Genomic DNA, 20486 nt, shown 5'->3' with positions numbered 1-20486 from the left:
TATGGAGATACCAAATTATGAGAGTCTGCAAAAGGCCACGCGGGAACTGATTGGCTCGTTTAATGATCTTGCCAAACGGTATAAGCCGGGTTCCTATCAGGCGCTGCTTCAGGTGGTTAAGGGCCTGAAAGAAACATACGAACAAAACGTTGAAAAGAAACAACAAAAAAAATCCAGGGGATTGTTCTCATTCACGTATTTCACGAACCCCGCTATTTATTTCACGAATACCGTACCCGATCAACTGCGCCTGGAGCAAATTGCCTGCATCACCCAACTGGCAACGACGCTGCCGGAAACCCTGGAAGAAAAAAAGACGGCCAACTATTTGGGGATTTTATTAGGCAGCATTATTTATCGTTATTTAAGGCTGGAAATGGTCTATCAAGGTTTTTCAGCCGTGGGGTCCGACTCAGAAAACTGCGCATTAAAAAAAACCCTGGCCGAGGTGCTTAAATTAAACACGGATAACGCACTGGATGCATTGACTGTGTTTGAGTGCTGCAGTGCCTATCAGACGTTTTTAAAGCAAGATAAAATTGCTGATACGTTTGCATACATTAAAAGCGACAAGGAGTTTTTTAGCAAACTAAGCCACGTCATTGCCGAATGTCAAACTGACAGCGAGATGATCTTAAGGCGCATAGAGTATCTCCACGTCATCCAGAATGTCGATGAGGTCTTAACCCGCCTGGATGGTCCTACCCGTCTGCTCTTCCCCCCTTTAATTAAAGAATTAAAAGCCGCCATGGCTGAAAAGCAGGAACTCAGTGCAGCAGAGATCCAGGAATTTTGGAAAAAATACGCGGTCAAACTCAAACCGCAGGAGGCGGTGTTGCTGGAAAAAATAATGGTGTCAACTATCAAAAAAGAAGAACTTGATTCTAAAGATTCAAGCATTTCTCCTCTCGAATGCAGGCTCGGACGCCGATTAAACACGTACAAAGAATATGTTTTGTTTGGCGCGTATGTGACCACTTTGCAAAAGGTCAATGAACTATCCGTCGCCGAGCTGAACCCGTTGGCAAAAAAAATGAATACCGCGTTGACTGAAACGATCTCTAAGGCACTCAAGATTGATGCCTCAAATCGGCTTGAGAAACAAGACCTGAAATGGGGCTTTGATTACATGGAGCATTTCTTAAAAACACCTGGTATTGAGGAACAAATCAATGCCAAGCCCTGGGGGAGGGCTGATATTTTAAAAGGTTATGTGGTGACCAGCCACAAAGCGTTGGACGAAGTGGATGAAGTGGATGAAGGTATGGTGTTGAAAGTCTAGGGCTTAGGGCTGCTTCGCAGCCCTGCAGGAATTAAGACACCTGTTCAAAGGCCAGATTTCCATTCTTAAGCACCACCTCAATGGTATGCCCTGGCGTAAATTGACCGGTCAGTATGGACTGGGCTAAGGGATTTTCCAGTTTTTGCTGAATTGTGCGTTTGAGCGGTCGGGCGCCGTAGACGGGATCAAAACCGGCTTCCGCCAGATAATTCAGCGCGTCTTCGCTGAGGTCAAGGCCGATATTCTGGGCGCTTAACCGGTGTTGCAGGTAGCGGATTTGAATCGCGGCGATGTTGGCGATTTGCGCCTTGTCAAGCGGATGAAAGACGACGCTGTCATCAATGCGGTTAATGAATTCAGGCCTGAAATGCTGCCCGACAATTTCCATGACGGCTGTTTTCATCTGCTCGTAATTGAGTTTGGACGCCATGTCCTGAATCAGATGCGATCCTAAGTTGGACGTCATGACAATGACGCTGTTGCGGAAATCAACCGTTCGCCCCTGTCCATCCGTCAGGCGGCCATCGTCCATTACCTGCAAGAGGATATTAAACACATCGCTGTGTGCTTTTTCCACCTCATCCAGCAGCACCACGGAATAGGGGCGGCGTCTAACGGCCTCCGTCAGGTAGCCGCCTTCTTCGTAGCCCACATACCCCGGAGGAGCGCCAATTAACCGCGCGACGGAATGCTTTTCCATGAATTCGGACATGTCAATACGAATCATTGCTTCTTCCGTGTCAAAAAGAAACGCAGCCAGGGCTTTGCAAAGTTCGGTTTTACCCACACCGGTTGGTCCTAAGAACAGGAATGAACCAATCGGGCGGTTGGGATCGGCTAAACCGGCACGGGAGCGGCGAATGGCATTGGCCACCGCATCGACCGCTTCATTCTGGCCGATCACGCGTTTGTGCAGGGCTTCTTCCATGTGAAGGAGTTTCTCTTTTTCCCCTTCCAGCATTTTGGCCACGGGGATGCCGGTCCATTTCGACACCACTTCCGCAATTTCTTCCTCCGTGACTTTGTCGCGAAACAACTTCGCCTCCTCGCTGTTCTGTCCTTCCCCCGCCTGGGCCAATTGCTTTTCGAGCTCTGGAATACGGCCATACTGCAACTCCGACATGCGGGTTAAATCCCCGGCACGGCGTGCTGTGTCCAACTCAATTTTGGCTTGTTCGAGTGCTTCCTTGATTTGGTTGGCGCCTTGCAGGGCGGCTTTTTCTGACTTCCAGATTTCCTCAAGATCCGCGTAATTTTTTTCCAGTTCGCCGATGGTGGTTTCGAGATCGTGCAAACGCTTCCTGGAGGCTTCGTCGTGTTCCTTTTTTAAGGCTTCGCATTCAATTTTCAACTGGATGAGGCGTCTGTCCAGTTTGTCCAGGCTTTCCGGTTTGGAGTCAATTTCCATGCGGATCTGGCTGCCGGCTTCATCAATGAGATCGATGGCCTTGTCAGGAAGCTGACGATCAGTGATGTAGCGATGCGAGAGGGTTGCTGCGGCAACAATCGCCGGGTCGGTAATCTCAACGCCGTGGTGCACTTCGTAGCGTTCTTTAAGGCCGCGTAAAATGGCAATGGTGTCTTCAACACTCGGCTCATCGACTAAAATTTTCTGGAAACGCCGTTCGAGGGCTGCGTCTTTTTCGATGTATTGACGGTATTCATCCAGTGTGGTTGCACCGATGCAGTGCAATTCACCGCGTGCCAGCGCTGGTTTCAGCATGTTACCGGCATCCATGGCGCCTTCGGCCTTGCCGGCGCCGACCATGGTGTGCAGTTCGTCGATAAACAGGATGATTTGACCTTCCTGCTTGGCCAAATCATTTAAAACGCCTTTCAGGCGCTCTTCAAATTCGCCGCGGAACTTGGCGCCAGCGATGAGAGCCCCCATGTCAAGCGACAGCAGGCGTTTGTCTTTTAATCCTTCAGGCACTTCGCCGTTGACTATCCGTTGTGCCAGTCCTTCCACAATAGCGGTTTTTCCTACACCGGGTTCGCCGATGAGTACGGGGTTGTTTTTAGTCCGGCGCTGCAAAACCTGGATGGTGCGGCGGATTTCATCATCACGGCCGATGACCGGATCCAGCTTCCCCTGTTCGGCGCGTTCGGTGAGATCAAGGGTGTATTTTTCCAGAGCCTGACGCTGTTCTTCCGCGTTAGGATCTGTAACCTTGTCGCCGCCGCGGATTTCCTCAATGGCTTTTTCAATGGCCTGTTGGTTTGCGCCTGCCTGTTTCAGCAATTTAGCCAGATTGCCCTCTTCGCTCACGGCGGCCAAAACGAAAAGCTCACTGGAAATGTAATTGTCCTTGCGCTGCTGCGACAGCTTGTCCGTCAGATTCAAGAGACGATTTAACGCATTGGAGATATGGATGTCGCCCCCGGTGCCACTGACTTTGGGTAATTTATCGAGGGCCTGATCAAGCAGATTTCTAAGCATGGCCAGGTTGACGCCGGCCTTGCTGAGCAGGGGACGGCAACTTCCGCCCTGTTGATCGAGCAGGGCTTTTAAAACGTGTTCCGGTTCTATAAATCCATTGTCTCGGCCTAAGGCGAGTGATTGGGCATCAGCCAGGGCCATTTGAAATTTGGAGGTGAGCTTATCCATACGCATAGTGCAGTCTCTCTTAAATGAGTTATTTAAATTAACGGATACCTACCGTAAAATGAGGTTCTAATTCAAAAAATCAAGTAGCTACTATGAACAATAATCCGACTCAGGACAATGTTGAATCGCAAACCCTGTTAAATAAACTGGTGATCGAATACCTGCGGGATCAACGGCGTAAACGCCGCTGGCGATGGATCGTGCGGGGAGCCATTGCCTTGCTGATTGTTTACTTCTATTTTAGTGCGTCAAGCTTCACTGATGACAGAACTGCTAAAAACAAACCGCATGTCGGCCTTGTCGATCTCGAGGGGACCATTTCGGATAGCGACACAGCCAGTGCTGACAATTTCGCTAAAAGTCTGGCTGCTGCCTACAAAAGCGAAGGATTACGGGCTCTGCTTGTTCGCATCAACAGCCCCGGAGGCAGTCCGGTGCAGGCTGACTACATGTACAATACCCTGCAGTATTACCGAAAAAAATACCCCAACGTGAAAACCTATGCGGTCTGTGTCGATATCTGCGCTTCCGCGGCCTACTATGTCGCAGCAGGGACCGATGAGATTTATGCCAATCCTTCGAGCATGGTGGGCTCCATCGGGGTGCTTTATAATGGGTTTGGTTTCGTCGACGCCATCCAGAAGCTTGGCATCAGCCGCCGCCTGCAGACTGCCGGCACCAATAAAGCCTTCCTCGATCCCTTTTCTCCAACCACGCCGGAGCAGCAGCAAATGCTGCAAACCATGCTCAATGAGGTGCATCAGCAATTCATTGACAAGGTGAAACAGGGACGTGGCAGCCGCCTTAAAATTGATGGCGATACGTTTTCAGGGTTATTCTGGACTGGGACTCAATCAAAGGAAAGGGGCTTAATTGACGGCTTTGCCAGCAGCGGTGAACTTCTGCGTGACGTGATCAAGCGCGAAGAGGTCATTGATTACACGTACAAGCAAAGCGTGTTTGACCGCATGACCAAAAACATCGGCGCGGCGGCGGCCAATCAATTACCGGCAGCACTGGGATTGAAGAGCGGGATACAGGAGTAAATGCCAGGCCTCCCCTGATCCACAGGGGAGGGTACTCAGATGACTATTGCAGTTGCCGCCAGGATTGCCGGCCAAAAATTTGTTTACCCGGGTTTTCATGAACTTTTTGAATACCGCCGCTGGTGCCTGGCAGGTATTTGTATTCTTTATCACCCGCATTCAATACAGACGGTGTGGCAATCAAACCCACGGAAGCCTTCATGCCGCTGACCGGAACAGTGTAGTTTTGTCCACCGTTGCTGTAGGTCACGGAGTCATTGACATCAAAATTATTGTCGTTGTTGATATCAAACACATTGTAATTCAACCGCGCTCCCGTGAAGGCATCGAGTTCCATAAGCCAGCTTTCGCCTCCAAAATCGCAGGGATCGCTGGTGGGTATGATGGTTGAGAAAATGATTTTGCCGCTCAGGTACAGCATGTTGGACACGACCCGCTCGCCCCGAGCATTGCCATTGTAGACTAAATCCATGTACCAGCCGCGATCATTGTTGGCCAATAAATTATTGCTGGTGATACGCAGGCCATTTTGTTCATAGATAATGGTTTGCTGGCGCAATTGCGCGCGTCCGGTGATGACGGAGGTGTTGTCATCCCTTAAGGCGTAAATGGTTTGCACGCTGGTGTCGGTTTTATCACTGGGCTCAATGTATTTGCCGGTACCAATGTAAATCTGCAGGCCTGAGGCTGAGAAGTTCAGTCTGGAAACGGCGGGCTTGGACGTGATGGGTTGACGGTTACCGCCGCTGTCGGTGGCCACAAACAGGGGTTTGGGCGTGCTGCCCTGTTTGTAGGCGAAATCCCATTGATTGGGGTTGCTGGCGGAAACATTGATTTTCCATAAATTGCCAAACAAATCGCCGACATAGACGGTATCGGCAATCGCATTGCCGTCCAAGTCGACGACCGTGGGGCTGGACATGCCGTTCGGGCGGCCCAGAGACAGCGGATCCGCGCTCATGCCCACACCGGTATCCAATTTTTTAATCAGCGTCCCCGTGGCAATATCGACAATATAAAGAACCGCATTACCGGTGGTGCTGGCATTGCCGTCGGTGGCGGTGTTGTTGTAGCCATTGCCAAAGATGGCAGCCCACTGGCCATTGGCCATTCTGACTATGGACGCCTGGCTGTAGGTGAATCCCAAATCGGCATCATCGGTGTCATTAAACTCCCATTTGACAATGCCTGGCGCGCCATTCTCAGTAAATTGAGTCGGATCGGTCACATCCAGGGCATAGACCCCCTGGCCGCCGCCATTTAACGTACCCACAAGCACGGTACGCCACTCGCTGTTGATGTAGACATCAATCACGGTGGGGGAGCCATCCACGTAATAACGGTGGGCGTAATTGGGATTGGTCAGTTGATTTAAGGTTTTAAAAATGCTGGCAGGGACATAGGCAAAGACCTCAACCCCCGTGACCGCGTCAAACGCATGCAGCATCCCGTCGTTGGCTCCCACATAGATGATCGCGCGGCGGTTTAGATTGTTTTCACGGAAAATACCGTAAGGGCTGCTGTTTTCCGGGGCGCCGCCCGCCCAGGTCACCGGGTATTGCTGGTTGGGCACTTTGATGACCAGCGGGGTGGAGTTAATGATGTCGCCCAGCAGGGTGGTGCGATTACGGAAAGTCCCGCCATTTTTCTGTTCCAGCGATTTATCCCCGCGCAGGAAATTCAAGCGGTTGCTGCCTTGCCCGTCACTGACCGCGGTTACCGGATTTAAGTTTAAAGCCGTCACCTGGGATACATCCAGTTCCGTGTTGGTGGGGGAGGCTGGGTTCGAAGGCCAACGGAATTTAATGCCGGTGTTGTTGGAGGGCTTAAAGGTGATGATGTGACGCCCTGTGCTGAAATTTTGCAGGCTCAGCTTCTGGGAGGCATCCCAGAGGGAGCCTTGCGGTCCTGAACCCGTAAAAAGAATATTGCCGTTGGTTTCATCAATGTCAAAGGCAAGCAGTTGACCACTCCAGTCCTTGGTTCTGAAAATAGCCTGATAAATCAGGGTGTCAGAGGCCAGGAAACCGCTGCTTAAGGCAGCAGATGAGAAGGATCCTGTTCGATCGAGGATTAAGGCAAACGCCTTGGCCAGTTGCGCGCGCAGGCTATTGGCATTGGTCACCAGAAAATAATTATCCGGATCGCTGTCATTGTCGGTGTCGAATTCGGTGTTCAAATCCGGCTCATTGTTATTATTGGAATCAATGAATCCACCCCATTTTGCCGCATACCACAGCGGGGATTTCAGGACGGTGGCCGAAGGGGTTGAGCTCGGTGTAAAGGTTCGGGTGGTGGTTAAAGGCAAGGCCACCCAATCATTCCAGATACCGCCAGGCGGCTGGCCGGGCGGGGTGTCTAAAAAGTAGTTGACGTCACTGCCGGCAGCCGTGTCGATATCCCGTACTTCAAGATACACCCCATCCTGCGTGGTACCGGAAATGACATACCCCATGTGCTGGGTGATCCCGCCCGCGGCGTAGATGGAGTCGCAGGCAATGGTCAGGGTATTGTCGGCATTGACGGTGATGGTGTATTTGACAATCGCATCCATGTCAAAGTCAGCGCCCTGTTGCAAGTCGGCAAAATTCACCCGCAGCACGGCCTGGGTAGGCGTGAGGGATTCAATGTAATAATCGACAATTTCATTGGTGGGCTGGTATTGGCCCTGGGTTGCATTGATACTGAATCCGGCGACGGATTTCCCGAAAGGCAGCACGGTAATCGGATTGCCTCCCACTAAAAATTTAAGTTCAGGCATGGGGGCGGACAGTGCAATTAAGTAGGATTTGGCATTTTGTTCTCCCTGAGCGCTGTTGAGATCATTAACCCAGGCATACCAGGCAACGCTTCCTGGGTAATAGCTACCCTCCGAGTTGGCTTCCAAAGGAGCAAGACCGCGGATATTGCCGAAACTGGTCACGGTTTTAGGCTTGGGAGACCCATCGGCTGTCCCGCCGGATTGGCCAATGAAAGCCAGCAGGCTTGAAAAGCCTTCACCGGTAAAAATACTTTGTGCGAGGGAGGCGGCATTGAAGGAGGGCGATAAGTCACCGCTGAAGGAATTGAAATAGCTCCCGGGCACCTGATCGCTGTCATAGGTTGGGTTTAAGTCGCTTAGCACCAGCATATTGGCTTTGGCACAATAAGGATAAACCGAATAGGGGTTAACCCAGGAGGGCTTGGGCAGGCCGAGTGTCACATCTGTGCCGGTAGAATAATTGTAGGCAGAGTTGGCTGACGATTTACCGGCCAGGTAACGCACCGATTCATACATCATTTCACCCAGTGGATTTCCCCACATTTCGCACTCGCCGTTGTTGATGTTGCGGGTTGAGATAAATCCACAGGAATACTCGTAATTACCGCCAAAACCGGTGACGGTTAATTTGTTAATGGTGGAAATAATGCCGTTCACCGCGGTAAATTGCCCGGTGTTTAAATCAATTTCATCGGTAATGCTGGAGATGTTTTTGCGCAATACGCCGCCAGCCAGGTTGTTTTTGTATGTTCCAGTCAACAAACCAAACAACATGGAATTGTTTTCGCCAAATTCCTGCAGCAGACCAATGGGTTTTTTCTGACCATTGGGGTAGCTGCGGCAATTGTCTTCAAGGCCAATGGCGCTGTCGCAGACTTTAACGCGCACGACATAATCGGTAAGGCCGGTAATCAGCGGTCCTGAACTGCCATGCAATGCCCGGGAACCGGCCACCGGCCGTTCAATGCTGACCCATTCCCAAATGCGATAGGGTTGGTTTAAGGCCACCCGCAGCAGGGGGGAGGCGGTGTTTAACAGGGTGGTGTTGGCAAACAGATGGTAGTTGGTGCCGGATGGGGCGGTAAACGGGGTGTAGTCGCTGATGTTAAACCCGTCAATGGCTAAACTTTTGTATTCTTTACCCCAGCTGTGCCCATCCTGAGGAATGTAAGAGCGTTGCAGCACCGTGGCGGTCGTTGAGTCGATGGAACGATAGCCGCCATACAACACCTTGCGAATGGCATCCAGGCGGGATGTGGTTAAATAGTTTAGGAAATTACCGCTCCAGCTCCCCGGGCATTTGCGATCAACCGCCATGGCGGTTGGGTAGAAATACTGCTGCCCAGAATCGTAGGCATAGCATTTGGCGCTGTCAAAATAACCGTAATAGTCAATGCTGGGTTTAAAATGCAATTCAATCTGACCATCGTCATCCAGATCAGTCAAATCGTTGTAGGCTTCAAAATAAAGTTTGTGGTCGCGGCTTAAAATCAACATGGTCATGGGTGCGACGGTGTCGGTGATGAACAGCGGGGTCTGCGACAGATTCAAGGTGCCGGAGAACAGGGGGGATATGCTTAAGGTGCCGGTCAGGCACGCCACTGCTGCGGTTATGCGTTTCATCAGTATCTCCTTGCCACAGTGGTTTGCAGGACACTGATTGAATCATTCGTAGACCCTGTACCCCGGGCAGTGACCTGGTAATAAAAAACGCCGGTGCTTTTAGCGGCCGATGAACCAACGACGGGTGAATCAGGAACAAACTGGAGAAATTCAATAATGAAACGGGGATTGGTTGCGATATTGTCCAGGCTCAGGGTGTATTGCGCTGAGCGGCTGTTCCACCAGCTTGATGGCTGGGTGGACAGATTGATGTTTTCATAGACCTGCTGGGCGCAGGGGAAAGCCTGGCAGGTGACATACACCGTGGGCTCTTTTTCCTGGCTTAAAACCCAGTTCTCACCCGCTTTTAAGGCGGATTCAGCGGCCACGAAGGATAATTCCTTATCCTGCAGGTTAGCTGACATTTTTTCCTGCAGGTGGGTCACCTGCACTGAGGTGATGCCTAAAAGGGTGATCACCAGTAATAACAGCAGGGTTGCGGCGAGCGTCGCACCAGATTGTGTCCTCATGATGGCAAACCTCGATTCCTTAAGGTAATGAATGTATCCCACTGACGGCGTAATTTACGATCGGTAGGCGTCAGGGTTACGCCGTTAAAGGTATAGGGTTGAACTTTGTCATTGACATTTTCCGTTGTGGCAAAGAGAAGGTTAATCTGGATGCTGATGACATTATTCCAGTTATTGGCATTATTGACCTGGGTGGCGGTCTGGTAACTGTCCACGGTGTTATCGCCATTGGTATCGACGCCGTAGGTGACCCGCATGCGTTCTACGCCTTCAGCGATTTCATCCTCATTGCCATTAATATCCAGACGCACCAGCGCCAGGATGGGCTGACCGACGGAATTGACGCGGCCGGTGTTTTTAACATAAAAAGCATAGTAGAGAAAGCGCATGACCTGTGAATTGGCTGGATACGCCATGGTCAAATCATTGCTGGTATTGTCGCTGACGGTATGGGTAATGGCCGTGGCATTGGTGTTGGCGCCGGCAATAAAAATATCGCCTACCGAGCAATTGGTAATCATCACCGGATCACCCGAGGCGATGCCTAAGCGATCATAAACCAGAATAGGGTTGTTGGGTTGATTCATGTCATCGCGCAATTGCACGCCAAAATTAGAGGCCATCCTCACCTCAATAATGTCTGATCCGATGAGGGGTTTGCCGGTTAAATTGGCCGGGAGGATGGGGCTGAAGGAGGCGGCGAGCCCGTCGTAACCTTGCACAGGTTTGTCATAAGACAACATTGCTGATACATTTCTGACCAAATTGGTCACTGCAATCTGCTTTTGATTGGAGCAGCCCTGAAATCCCGCCATGCGTAATTCCCGGGCCAGTAAAAAATTGGCATACCGCCCATTTTCCTGCAGACGGGCTAGGCCTTCCTGCATGACGTAGGTGGATTTATTGCTCAGGTAAACCGCACCCGCACTGGCAATGAGCAGGGTGCCGAGCGTAATGGCCACCATGAATTCAATCACTGAAAAACCGTGGCATTGCAAGCGCTTCATAATTCCACTTCCATAATCAGGCAGGTTAGATCGACATCGGCATCGCCGCTGCAGCCTGTACCGTTAACGCCGGTGCGCTCATTATCCCAACGCATGATGACAGTGAACTGGTTGCCGTTACGGGTAATTGTGCCCTGGCCCTGTGGCAGTAACGTGCTGTTGGTTGAATTCCAGATGTGCACGTCGCGTTGGGCAATCTGCCCGGCGCTGCAGGTGGTGCAACTGGGTAAGGAGGGCGTTCCCGAGACATTATTATAGGCGCCAGACTGGATGCCGGCTGAATTGGCCATCATGCGATCAACCATATTGCCCGCCTGGGCAATGGCAATTGAGCGCAACTGCGCCGTCTGATTGTAGCGGATGGCATTCATCTGCAACGATGCGATGCCAAGTAAGCCCAGTGCCAGAACAAATGAACTGACTAAGACTTCAATTAAACTGAATCCTTTTTGGTGACTTGCCCAATGTTTCATAGCTTCAGGTTGACAGAGACCCGGTACGATTTCTGTGCAAAATTCGTACCGGAGCTGAAGCTGTATTGCGGGGCGTTTAGCGTTTCATGACGGGCATCAGTGTTTGTAACAGCGCTTTGAACACTTTGGGGGTTCCGGCGATGACATCGCCCTGTTTCAGATACTCTTCACTGCCCTGAGCGTCGCTTAACAAGCCGCCTGCTTCCTTGACAATCAGGGCACCGGCGGCGATGTCCCAGGGGCGCAGACCAAATTGCCAGAAACCATCAAGCCGTCCTGCGGCTACATACACCAAATCAAGAGCCGCAGAGCCGGTTCGTCGGATGCCAACGCATTTACCCATTAAGGCTTCAAACGTCGGCAGATACCGCTGGGCTGCGGCTGGATTGCGAAAGGATACGCCTGTACCGAGCAGGGCCTGCTGCAGCTGCGTTTGTTTGGAAACGCGGATGCGGCGGTCATTGAGTTGGGCGCCGCGGCCGCGGGTAGCCGAAAAACACTCATGCCGGATGGGATCATAAACCACCGCGTGTTCGATGCGATTTTTAATTTTGCAGGCGATGGAGACCGAGTAAAAAGGGAACCCGTGCAGGAAATTGCTGGTTCCATCCAGCGGATCAATGATCCACTGGACTTCGGATTCCTCATTATAAAGGCCGCTTTCTTCCGCTAAAATACCATGGTCGGGGTAGGCCTTGTGGATAGCCTGAATGATGGTTTGCTCCGCTTTAATGTCCACTTCGCTGAAATACTCGGCATTGTCCTTGGCCGTGACTTTAATTCTGTCAATTTGTTCAATATGACGTACAATAATATCACCGGCCTGACGGGCAGCGGCGACTGCAATATTAAGTAATGGTTCCATGGCTTCGCTCTTTTCTACAAAAGTCAGCGATTCTAGCACATTTTTTTTGTACAGAGAGAAGACATTGCTGTTATAGTTACGCACTTCGCAAAATTCATTGACCTTTATGAAATTAGAGTCCTTTCGCATTGTACTGATTGCCACCTCGCATCCGGGCAATATTGGTTCCGCGGCAAGAGCCATGAAAACCATGGGGTTGAGCCGTTTGTATCTGGTAACGCCCAAGTCTTTCCCTGATCTCAAAGCCTGGGAAATGGCAGCGGGGGCGGATGATGTCCTTGAACACTGCGTCGTCACAGAAAGTCTGGATGACGCGTTACGCGGCTGCCAGCTCGTTTTAGCCACCAGCGCGCGGCCCCGCGGCATTGCCTTGCCGGGCCTAACGCCATCGGAAGCGGCGGAAATGCTGTGTAAAAAACCCGATGACACCCAGGTGGCCATCGTCTTCGGACGTGAACACGCCGGCCTGACCAACGATGAATTGTTAAAAAGCCACTATCATATTTATATCCCCAGCAATCCGGAGTATGGATCGCTGAACCTGGCGCAGGCGGTGCAGATCATTGCCTACGAGTTGCGGATGAAATTATTGTCGCCTTCCGCCGAAGTGGCGTTGCGGGCGGATAAACCGGCTACTGCGGATGAGGTTGAGCAGTTTTATGCCCATCTGACCGAGGTCATGGTGGCGATTGATTTTTTAAAACCGTCCAATCCCCGGCGTTTACAGCAACGCATCCGGCGTCTGTTTAACCGTGCGAAACTGGAGCACATGGAGGTCAATATCCTGCGCGGCATTTTAACGCACGTTCAGAATGCATTGAGGTGGGCGGGCGTGAAGGACAGAGGATAAGGTCATGAAACAGTTACCGATTTATTTTGATTACATGGCGACCACCCCGGTTGATCCGAGGGTTGTGGCGCGTATGGTTCGGTATCTCGGTCCTGACGGCATTTTCGGTAATCCCTCGTCCATTTCTCATCCCTATGGCAAAGAAGCCGCGGAAGCGGTTGAAACGGCCAGGGCGCAGATTGCCGAGGTCATTCATGCAGAGCCTCGAGACCTTATTTTCACGTCCGGCGCCACTGAAGCCAATAATCTCGCCATTCTTGGCGCCGCCCGCTTTTATCAGCATAAAGGCAGGCACCTCATTACCATGAGTACCGAACATAAAGCCGTCCTTGACAGCATTCATCAACTTAAGAAAGAGGGATTTACTGTCACCTGGCTGCCGCCTGAGCCAGATGGGTTGCTTTCCCTTGAGCGATTAAAAGCGGCCCTGACGCCAGAAACCATTCTGGTGTCGGTAATGCATGTGAATAATGAAACCGGCGTAATTCAGGACATCACCGCCATTGGCGATTTGTTAAAGGATAAGGGCATTATTTTCCATGTCGACGCGGCGCAGAGTGTCGGTAAACTGCCTGTTGATCTTGAACACATGCCCGTGGGGTTAATGTCATTGTCCAGCCATAAAAATTACGGTCCTAAAGGCATAGGCGCCTTGTATATTCGTCATAAACCGCGCCTGCGGCTTTTACCGTTATCCTATGGCGGCGGGCATGAGCAGGGGTTACGCTCAGGAACCCTGGCCACGCATCAGATCGTGGGCATGGGCGAAGCGTTTTATTTGGGCGAACAAACCCGCGTGGCCGAGCAGGCCCGCCTCCTGGCAATGCGCCAGAGGCTTTGGCAGGGCATTAAGCATCTTCCCGGTATCCGTTTAAACGGCCACGAACACCAGCGGATTGCCGGTAATCTCAATCTGACCTTTAAAGGAATCGAAGGCGAAACCTTGTTGCTGGCCTTGCGGGAATTGGCCTTGTCCACGGCGTCAGCCTGTTCGTCTGCCAGTAATCAACCGTCTTATGTGCTTAAAGCTCTGGGCTTAAGTGATGAAGACGCTTACAGTTCCATTCGTCTGTCCCTGGGCCGTTTTACCACGGAGGCGGACATTGAAAAAGCCATTCATACCATTTGCCAACAAGTAACCCGTCTGCATGAAATAGTGCCATGATGAAGTATAATGATTTAGTAGAAACCTGTTTTTTTAGGCCGCGGCATGTGGGCACGCTGGATTGTAGCCGGCCTTTCACGGTATTCAGTGAGGCGGGGATCCGCGGTAAAGCGTTTTTGCAATGGTATGCGGCCTGCGATGCACAGGGTTTAATCATCCAGTGTTGCTTTAAAGCCTACGGTAACCCGTACCTTATCGCGGCGTTGGAATGGTGTTGCCGCCAGATGACGGGCACGTCGGTGAGCGAACACCCGCGTTGGGATTACCGGCAGCTGGTGACTGTGCTGGAAATACCCCAGGCGCTTTATCCTACCGCCCTGCTGGTGGAACAGGGGTACCGGCAGATTTGTGAAAAAATGAAACAATTAGTAAAGGAGAACCCGTAATGAGTGGTGTTGTTCAATACGAAGCGAGCAGTGAGACGGGCGTTAATTTAAGTGAAGCGGCGAAAAATCATGTGCTTTCTTACCTTGATCGCCAGACCAATTGTCGCGGTATCCGTTTTTCGGTTAAGAAAACAGGGTGTTCAGGTCTTGCCTACGTGGTAGATTATGTCGAGACGCCTCAAGGCAGTGATATCGTCCTGCCGTTGACTGATAAGTACCAAATCTACATCGATAAAGGCAGTTATCCCTTCCTGAAGGGCATGGCCATTGATTATGTCAAACAGGGCTTGAATGCCAAATTTGTTTTTAACAACCCCAACCAAACCGGTGCCTGCGGCTGCGGTGAAAGCTTCACGGTCGAATAACCAGGCCTGTTTTGCCCGTTCCCGCTGATTCCTGACGCCTGAAAGCCCCTCTCCCCGCGGGAGAGGGCGTGATGCCGGCGCAACGGTCTTGCCTCAGAGCGTACCCCTTCCACTGCAGGGATCAATCGAAAGGAAAAAATCAATTCAATTTGTCTATATTTAATTTTTTTGATTTAAATTTGTCTAAATAAGCGAAAATACTTGCTAAAAACATAAAATTTCCTTAAGCTTCCCTTAATAAATGAATATGAATGAGACAATGTTTACATTCTTTGTGGTATTTGTTACTATATCGCCCATGATGTACTGTTTGTGTCACATTTTCCGACCTGAACAGCATCAATTTCATCATCAGGAGAGAGGATAATGAGTGCAGTAATGCAACAAGTTGAACAGGTTAATGACGCATTAACCCAACAAGTCGTTGGCGCAGTAAAGCGTTATCTCAATGCAGTTGGTAATAAAGAAATAAATCTCAACCTTTATCAATTAATTGTTGAGGAAGTTGAGGCTCCCTTGTTCCGTACGGTCATGGAGTTAACCCGCTACAACCAATCCAAAGCAGCGAGAGTTTTAGGCGTCAGTCGTGGTACTCTGCGCACCAAGCTGAAGCGTTATTTCGACGACGAATTTATTGGCACCCGCGGCTAATAAATTCTGGTTTTTCTGTAGGCACTTTGCTACCATTACTATCAGAGTCGGTCAGGCAATCGCTCCTTGCAAGGCAAGGGGAGGAAAGTCCGGGCTCCATAGGGCAGAGTGCCAGGTAACGCCTGGGAGATGAAAGTCTACGGAAAGTGCCACAGAAAATATACCGCCTCCCGCCTGTGCAGGAGGTAAGGGTGAAATGGTGCGGTAAGAGCGCACCGCGCGTCTGGCAACAGGCGTGGCAGGGAAAACCCCACTCGGAGCAAGACCAAATAGGAATCCTTCCGGCGTAAGCCGGCACATGCGGCCCGCATGGGATTCGGGTAGGTCGCTTGAGGCTTGTGGTGACACAAGTCCCAGATGAATGATTGTCCACGACAGAACCCGGCTTATCGACCGACTTTTCTACTGTCCTCTTGTATTTATCCGACACTGGCCTTACTATCGCCTCATTTTTATCAACAGGGCGTTCTCTATGATGTTATGCATCGATGTGGGTAATTCCCATATTTATGGCGGTGTTTTTGCCGGCGATGACATTCGGCTGCGCTTCCGCCACACATCGAAAGTCAGTACCTCCGATGAATTGGGCATTTTTTTAAAGAGTGTGCTGCGGGAGAATCAGTGTTCACCCGAAGCCATCAGTGAAATTGCCATTTGTTCCGTGGTTCCCCAGCTTGACTACTCCCTGCGCTCAGCCTGTGTAAAATACTTCGCGGTGGATCCCTTTTTCCTGCAAGCAGGAGTTAAAACCGGTTTGAATATTAAATACCGCAACCCGGTGGAAGTTGGTGCCGACCGAATCGCCAATGCCATTGCCGCGACCCATGCCTATCCGGGTAAAAACAGCATAGTCATTGATTTTGGCACGGCGACGACCTTTTGCGTCATCACCTCGCAGAAAGCTTATCTCGGCGGTGCCATCCTGCCGGGAGTGCGTTTGTCTGTCGATGCCTTGTCTAACAATACCGCCAAGCTCCCGGCGGTTGAAATTGTCAAAACCGACCAGGTGGTCGGGCGCTCCACCATCGAAAGCATTCAATCAGGTATTTTCTATGGCGCCCTGGGCGCCTGCCGCGAACTGATTCATCGCATTAAAGAAGAAACCTTTGTCAATCAGGAGGTTTTGGTGATTGCTACTGGCGGTTTTGCGTCCCTTTTTGATAAACAGGGCATTTACGATGTGTTGTCGCCCGATCTGGTGTTACAGGGCATTCGACTGGCTGCCTTAATGAATCATTGAGTTGTTTTGCATGTCCCCGGTACTGCTTTAGCCAGGCCCTGGGATCATCGCTCTCGGTTGTATTCTTTTAAATCAAAGAGTATCAAATAAAAACCCATTCGCATCCCATCTGCGTGCGATGGGCTTTTTTTGCCATTGAAGTGGCATAAAAAGGTTGACGATTGGGAAAATGTGTTTCTATAGTGTATAAAAGTGGTATAAAATAATAAAAAAGTGGAGATTTGTGGGGGAGCTTATCCTCCCTCATAAGAGAAAATCATGTTTCGCGGAATCAATGCCATTACAGTTGACGGAAAAGGTCGCCTTGCCATCCCAACGCGTTATCGTGACGCGCTGAGTGCGGATGGCAAATCGGCTTTGGTCGTCACCATTGATACCGAAGAAACCTGTTTACTGCTTTATCCGGCCGCGCAATGGCAAATTATTGAAGATAAATTACAAAGTTTGCCCAGTTTTAATGCCGCAGCACGACGTATTCAACGGTTGCTGATTGGTCATGCGACGGATGTTGAGCTCGATAGCAATGGCCGGGTGCTGTTGCCGCCTTTACTGCGTGATTACGCGCAGCTCGATAAAAAGGTGGTAATGATTGGGCAGGGTAATAAATTTGAAGTGTGGAATGAGATGTTGTGGCAGAGTAAACGCGAACAATGGTTGGAAGAGGAAGGTGACGGCGAAGGGGGTCTCCCTGACGAAATGAAGAACTTTTCTTTATAACGGAAGCAGAAAATGGCCCATCAATCCGTGTTGTTACAGGAGGCAATCCAAGGCTTGGCGATCAAGGCTGACGGCATTTATGTCGACGGCACCTTCGGTCGCGGCGGTCATGCGCGCGCTATTCTGCAACACCTTTCACCCGCAGGCCGCTTGATTGCCATCGATAAGGACCCCGCAGCGATAGCCTATGCCAGGGACCATTTCAGTCAGGATCCGCGGTTTACGCTTTTTCATGGATCCTTTGCCGATTTACCGCGGTTTGCAGAAGAAGCCCAGGTGACGGGCAAAATTGACGGCATTTTACTGGATTTGGGGGTTTCTTCCCCGCAACTGGATGAACCCGAGCGCGGTTTCAGTTTTATGCAGCAGGGGCCTCTCGATATGCGCATGGACTCGACGCAGGCCCTGAGTGCCGCGGAGTTCATCAATAAAGCGGATGAAAAAGATCTGGTGCGGGTATTCCGTGAATACGGTGAAGAGCGTTTTTCAGGCCGCATTGCCCGCGCGATTGTAGAGGCAAGACAACAAAACCCGATTGTCACCACCCAAACCCTGGCTGAGATTGTGAAACAGGCAAACCCCAAGTGGGAAAAACACAAGCACCCCGCAACTCGGGTATTTCAGGCCATACGCATTTACATCAATCAGGAATTAACCGATTTGTCCGCCTGCCTTAACCAGGTCATGGCGACATTAACGGTAGGCGGCCGTTTAGTCATTATCAGCTTTCATTCGCTGGAAGACAGGATAGTTAAACAATTTATGCGTGATAAAGAGCAAGGTATTCGCCCGCCGCCGGGCGTACCTGTGCGAGCAAGCGAAATGGGCAGTTGTTTTAAGCGCATCGGTAAAGCCATTAAGCCCGGCGAAGCGGAAATAAGACAAAATGCCAGAGCCCGGAGTGCGGTCCTTAGAATAGGAGAGAAAACAGCATGAATGCCGCAGCAAGAGCAATTAATCAAAGCAACTTATTTAGTGGACAATTACTGGAAATGCGCCTGTCAAAACAATGGTGTTTGATCTTGTCGTTACTCTTTGCGGTCCTGGTCAGTTCGTTGGCGGTTATTTACACGACCAATGAACATCGATTAAGCTTCAGCCATTTGCAGCAATTGGAGCAACAAAGCCACCAATTGCAGTTGCAATGGGGGCAATTGCTGCTGGAACAGGCGAGCCTGGCTACCCCTGCGCGTGTAGAGCAGTTGGCCACGGAGAAATTGCAAATGAGATTACCGTCCGATAAAGACACCTATGTATTACAGCAACAATGACTAGCAAAGGGCATAAAGCGCGTTTAATTGTCGTCTCTGTTTTTTTTATCGCGTTGCTCGCGGCCCTGCTTTGGCGCATAACGGACTTAACCATCCTTCACCGCCAGTTTCTCAAAGGGCAAGGGGATGCCCGAAGTTTAAGGACGGTGGATATTCCCGCCTACCGCGGCATGATCGTCGATCGTCAGGGGACGCCTCTCGCAGTCAGTACTCCGGTTAAGTCCTTATGGGTAAACCCCAAAGAATTTTCTCCTGATAAAAAGCAGCTGTTTGCGCTGGCCAAATTACTGGACATGCCCCCCAAAAACATGGTGGCCCAAATTCAACGGGCGAAATCAAGGGAATTCCTCTACCTGAAACGGCAACTTCAACCGGCATTAGCGAAGGACATTGAACAGTTAAAGATCCCGGGTCTGAATTTCCAGCAGGAATTCAAGCGTTACTACCCGGAGACAGACAGCACAGCCCAATTGCTGGGGTTTACCAATATCGATGATGTGGGCATTGAAGGCCTGGAGTTGGCTTATCAGGATTGGTTGATGGGAATTCCGGGTAAAAAAAGGGTATTGAAAGATCGTACCGGCCATATCATTGAGGAGCTGGGTGTTATCAAGGAGCCTAGACCTGGTCATGATTTGGTGTTAAGCATCGATCGCCGCATCCAGTACCTGGCTTATCATGAATTGCAGAATACCCTGGAAAAATTTGCCGCCAAATCAGGTTCGGTGGTGGTGCTTGATTCACAGACGGGGGAAATTCTGGCGGCCGCCAACGCGCCCTCGTTTAATCCCAATGTACGTGGCCGCTACACGCGCGAGAGTTACCGTAATAAGGCGATTACCGACGTCTTTGAGCCGGGTTCCTTAATGAAACCGTTCAGTATCGCCAGTGCGCTGGGCAGCGGTCAGTTCACGCCTGAAACCATCATTGATACCCGTCCAAGCTGGATGATTGTTCATGGCCATACGGTGCGGGATGTTCACAATTACGGGGTGCTCGATGTCACCGGTGTGCTGCAGCATTCAAGTAATGTCGGCGTGACCAAAATGATTTTGCAAAGCCCGCCGGAACAACTGATCGGCCTGCTGCAGCGAAGCGGTTTTGGACAACGAACAGAAAGCGGTTATCCGGGTGAAAGCGACGGTGCCGTGGTCAAAGTCAAGGATGCCAACCCCTTTGTGCTGGCCACCCTGGGATTTGGTTACAATATTTCGGTGACTGCGCTGCAGTTGGCCAAAGCCTATTTAATTTTCGCCAATCACGGTAAACTTCATCCAGTGACTTTATTGCACAATGACACAACTGAAATTGGCGAGCAAGTCCTTGACACTAAGACAGCCGATCAGGTTCTGGCGATGATGGAGGCCGTGTTGGGCAATGAGGGGACGGGAAGGGCTGCCAGAATTCCTGGTTACCGCGTTGCCGGTAAAACCGGTACGGCCCGGGTTGCCGGTAAAAACGGCTATGAGTCCAACCGCCACATCGCCAGCTTTGCGGGCATTGCTCCTGTGTCCTCCCCCAGGCTTGTTGTTGTCGTTGTGATTCATGAACCGACCCGTAACGGTTATTACGGGGCAGCCGTTGCGGCGCCGTTGTTTGCCCAGGTCATGTCGGGCGCTTTGCGGATTTTAGACATACCTCCTGATAAAACCACACCGTGAGGTGAT

Annotated in this window: 18 protein-coding genes and 1 other RNA gene; 13 read left to right on the top strand and 6 right to left on the bottom strand. The window is 50.8% G+C overall.

What is annotated here, in order from left to right:
* Position 1 precedes the first annotated feature (1 nt).
* A complete protein-coding gene (locus tag DYE45_RS10315) occupies positions 2-1282 on the top strand; it encodes a hypothetical protein (protein WP_108290317.1) in 1281 nt (426 codons plus the stop codon).
* A 31-nt stretch (positions 1283-1313) separates the two neighbouring features.
* Here DYE45_RS10315 and clpB read toward each other — a convergent pair whose 3' ends face one another.
* Positions 1314-3896 (bottom strand): ATP-dependent chaperone ClpB, encoded by a 2583-nt coding sequence (gene clpB, locus DYE45_RS10310; RefSeq protein WP_108290315.1) that lies wholly within the window; start codon positions 3894-3896, stop codon positions 1314-1316.
* A gap of 86 nt (positions 3897-3982) precedes the next feature.
* Here clpB and DYE45_RS10305 point away from each other — a divergent pair, with 86 nt between their 5' ends.
* A complete protein-coding gene (locus tag DYE45_RS10305) occupies positions 3983-4936 on the top strand; it encodes a S49 family peptidase (RefSeq protein WP_108290313.1) in 954 nt (317 codons plus the stop codon).
* Positions 4937-4979: 43 nt separating this feature from the next.
* Here DYE45_RS10305 and DYE45_RS10300 read toward each other — a convergent pair whose 3' ends face one another.
* From DYE45_RS10300 to DYE45_RS10280, 5 genes are all read right to left on the bottom strand, one after another.
* Entirely contained in the window at positions 4980-9320 is a 4341-nt protein-coding gene (locus DYE45_RS10300) for a pilus assembly protein (RefSeq protein WP_108290311.1), read from the bottom strand.
* Complete coding sequence (locus DYE45_RS10295) at positions 9320-9829, bottom strand: pilus assembly PilX family protein (protein WP_108290309.1); 510 nt, start codon at positions 9827-9829, stop codon at positions 9320-9322. Before DYE45_RS10295 ends, DYE45_RS10300 begins: the two co-directional genes overlap by 1 nt.
* Positions 9826-10836 carry a PilW family protein gene (locus tag DYE45_RS10290; RefSeq protein ID WP_108290307.1) on the bottom strand — a complete coding sequence of 337 codons (1011 nt, stop codon included), beginning with the start codon at positions 10834-10836 and terminating at the stop codon, positions 9826-9828. Before DYE45_RS10290 ends, DYE45_RS10295 begins: the two co-directional genes overlap by 4 nt.
* Positions 10833-11309 carry a type IV pilus modification protein PilV gene (gene pilV, locus DYE45_RS10285; protein ID WP_108290305.1) on the bottom strand — a complete coding sequence of 159 codons (477 nt, stop codon included), beginning with the start codon at positions 11307-11309 and terminating at the stop codon, positions 10833-10835. The genes DYE45_RS10290 and pilV overlap by 4 nt, the downstream gene beginning before the upstream one ends.
* 76 nt (positions 11310-11385) lie before the next feature.
* Positions 11386-12174 carry an inositol monophosphatase family protein gene (locus tag DYE45_RS10280; RefSeq protein WP_108290737.1) on the bottom strand — a complete coding sequence of 263 codons (789 nt, stop codon included), beginning with the start codon at positions 12172-12174 and terminating at the stop codon, positions 11386-11388.
* Positions 12175-12280: 106 nt separating this feature from the next.
* Between DYE45_RS10280 and DYE45_RS10275 the strand changes: the two genes are divergently transcribed.
* The 11 genes from DYE45_RS10275 to DYE45_RS10225 all read left to right on the top strand — a co-directional run bounded on the left by DYE45_RS10275 (position 12281) and on the right by DYE45_RS10225 (position 20480).
* Positions 12281-13024, top strand: coding sequence for an RNA methyltransferase (locus DYE45_RS10275; RefSeq protein ID WP_108290303.1), 744 nt, complete (start codon positions 12281-12283; stop codon positions 13022-13024).
* 4 nt (positions 13025-13028) lie between these two features.
* Entirely contained in the window at positions 13029-14189 is a 1161-nt protein-coding gene (locus tag DYE45_RS10270; protein WP_115300878.1) for an IscS subfamily cysteine desulfurase, read from the top strand.
* Positions 14186-14575, top strand: a complete 390-nt coding sequence (locus DYE45_RS10265; RefSeq protein WP_108290299.1) for a hypothetical protein — start codon at positions 14186-14188, stop codon at positions 14573-14575. Before DYE45_RS10270 ends, DYE45_RS10265 begins: the two co-directional genes overlap by 4 nt.
* Complete coding sequence (locus DYE45_RS10260) at positions 14575-14940, top strand: HesB/IscA family protein (protein ID WP_108290297.1); 366 nt, start codon at positions 14575-14577, stop codon at positions 14938-14940. Before DYE45_RS10265 ends, DYE45_RS10260 begins: the two co-directional genes overlap by 1 nt.
* A 366-nt stretch (positions 14941-15306) precedes the next feature.
* The gene (locus DYE45_RS10255; protein ID WP_108290295.1) at positions 15307-15591 is read left to right on the top strand and encodes a helix-turn-helix domain-containing protein; all 285 of its coding nucleotides are present in this window, start codon (positions 15307-15309) and stop codon (positions 15589-15591) included.
* 43 nt (positions 15592-15634) lie between these two features.
* Positions 15635-15996: RNase P RNA component class A (gene rnpB, locus DYE45_RS10250), an RNA gene on the top strand.
* Between the two features lie 67 nt (positions 15997-16063).
* Positions 16064-16831 (top strand): type III pantothenate kinase, encoded by a 768-nt coding sequence (locus tag DYE45_RS10245; protein WP_108290293.1) that lies wholly within the window; start codon positions 16064-16066, stop codon positions 16829-16831.
* Between the two features lie 258 nt (positions 16832-17089).
* Positions 17090-17548 (top strand): division/cell wall cluster transcriptional repressor MraZ, encoded by a 459-nt coding sequence (mraZ, locus tag DYE45_RS10240; RefSeq protein ID WP_058527233.1) that lies wholly within the window; start codon positions 17090-17092, stop codon positions 17546-17548.
* Positions 17549-17560: 12 nt separating this feature from the next.
* A complete protein-coding gene (gene rsmH, locus DYE45_RS10235; protein ID WP_108290291.1) occupies positions 17561-18484 on the top strand; it encodes a 16S rRNA (cytosine(1402)-N(4))-methyltransferase RsmH in 924 nt (307 codons plus the stop codon).
* The gene (gene ftsL / locus DYE45_RS10230; protein WP_108290289.1) at positions 18481-18819 is read left to right on the top strand and encodes a cell division protein FtsL; all 339 of its coding nucleotides are present in this window, start codon (positions 18481-18483) and stop codon (positions 18817-18819) included. Before rsmH ends, ftsL begins: the two co-directional genes overlap by 4 nt.
* On the top strand, positions 18816-20480 hold the full coding sequence (locus tag DYE45_RS10225; RefSeq protein ID WP_108290287.1) for a peptidoglycan D,D-transpeptidase FtsI family protein: 1665 nt from the start codon (positions 18816-18818) through the stop codon (positions 20478-20480). The genes ftsL and DYE45_RS10225 overlap by 4 nt, the downstream gene beginning before the upstream one ends.
* Positions 20481-20486 lie beyond the last annotated feature (6 nt).

This window comes from Legionella taurinensis, from assembly GCF_900452865.1.
Lineage (GTDB): Bacteria > Pseudomonadota > Gammaproteobacteria > Legionellales > Legionellaceae > Legionella_C > Legionella_C taurinensis.
This window is presented reverse-complemented; position numbering and strand designations above follow the sequence as displayed.